Below are 1,642 nucleotides of genomic sequence, written 5' to 3'. Positions count from 1 at the left end.
TCATGACCTATGCAGTTGAAGTAAATTATTAGGAATTGATTATCGAAAAAAGACTTGACATTTCGGAAGAGCCCCAATAATTGCGAAGGATACCTTTTAAACGAGGTATATCTTCGAAATTATAGGTGATTTTCCAATGTCAGCGTTACAAAAACCGAGGTTTCTAGATTTACAGCATGGGGAATGCGCAGGAGCCCCAATTCTCAAAAGTTTATGGGATCGCTTTGATTTCTCTCTGCTACTTACCCAGTCAGGCATGATGAAGCGCAGCGGAACCCCGTCTTGGCTGATCTGTTTTCTTTATGTAATCGGTCTCGTTTCTAACTGTTCATCTGTCGTGCAGATGGCGCAATTAGCTGACAAAGATGCTCTACTCAAAGAAATGTTTCATCCATGGAAACTTGCTCAATATACGATGAGCCGGTTTCTTTCGAACCCCCACGCATGGACGACCTTTGGCAAGAAGCGCGTCGCTCGCCTTCAGCAAGATGAACTCATCCGGCTTGAGGACGGTGATGTAATTAATCTGGACGACACTCACCTCGCTCATCCTTACGCCAAACAACTTCCGTTTCTGGCGTGGCTGTTCGATTCCTCAAAGAAAGCCTATGTATGGGCGATGAATGTGGTTGTGATTCAAGCGGTGCTGAAAAGTGGTCTGGAATACCCCTTGTTTTATCGCGTGTGGCATCAACCTGCAATCAAGGGTGAAGGTCTTACGAAGATCGATTTGGCCAAACAAATGCTTCTTTTGCTGCGAAAATCCACGGCCTGCAGGCTATGGGTCGCCATGGATCGCTGGTATTTATGTAAAGAGTTTTTCGCGTTTCTGGAGGTACATGGCTTTGATTGGGTGACCAAGGCCAAGCGTAATACGGCCTTATTCCGCAAGGTCATCGAGCCACTGACGGGTAGAGAACGATACGTGCCCCTCACGCCGGTTATGCTGATCCGCGAAGTGTTCACAACCCTAACTCGCGGTGCGTCCCAGGGTCTGGTGTCGATGGCGATTCCCGACATCTATATGAAACAGCCATTTACCCTAACAAGCCGCAAGGGAAAGCAGGTAACGAAACAGCGATATGTCCAGGTGGCTGCTGTAGCTGTCATACGGTTGAAAGATAACGAAGAGTGCGATTTGAATGCTGCTGAGGACGAAGCTCCGGCTACCTACAGAGGAGCGTATTTACTCATTAGCAACCGCTTTGACGCTCCTGAAGAAGCCTTGCAAACTTACGTGAAGCGTTGGCGGATCGAGGTGTTTTTTCGAACAGCTAAACAAGAACTGGCTTTTGAAAGCTGCCATTCCGAATCCGAGACGCATCACCATGCGCATTTCGAATTGCTTTTTACAGCGGAGACACTTCTGGCGGTTGCTCTATTTGAATTGAACAAAGAAAAAACGAGTGATGATGAAGGCTACACCCACGGCGAAATGGTTCGCGGCCTCTTCCACACTCGTTGCCAGGTTCGCGCGGTCAACCACAAGGGCAACCGACGAATCTCCATTGATTGTGACACAAATGTACGGAGGTTTGCAAGACTTATTGAATTATTTTGGCCTGAGCACTACCTCATGCTTCTTTGGGTTACACCTAGACCAGATATTTACCAGTGTTTACCTCGAGGTGCATAGGTCATG

Annotated in this window: 1 protein-coding gene; it reads left to right on the top strand. The window is 47.5% G+C overall.

Annotated elements, in window-relative coordinates; all coding sequences use genetic code 11:
- The first annotated feature begins 136 nt into the window (after positions 1–136).
- Positions 137–1,636, top strand: a complete 1,500-nt coding sequence (locus tag GSF01_RS30005; RefSeq protein WP_235941801.1) for a transposase — start codon at positions 137–139, stop codon at positions 1,634–1,636.
- Positions 1,637–1,642 lie beyond the last annotated feature (6 nt).

It is taken from the genome of Paenibacillus puerhi, from assembly GCF_009846885.1.
In the GTDB taxonomy this organism is placed as follows: domain Bacteria; phylum Bacillota; class Bacilli; order Paenibacillales; family NBRC-103111; genus Paenibacillus_G; species Paenibacillus_G puerhi.
Note: the sequence above shows the minus strand (reverse complement) of the source record. Positions and strands in the feature narration are given on the sequence as shown.

Excerpts from the sequence above, each read along its gene's own strand:
- GSF01_RS30005 (WP_235941801.1), top strand. The coding sequence starts at position 137 with ATGTCAGCGTTACAAAAACCGAGGTTTCTAGATTTACAGCATGGGGAA.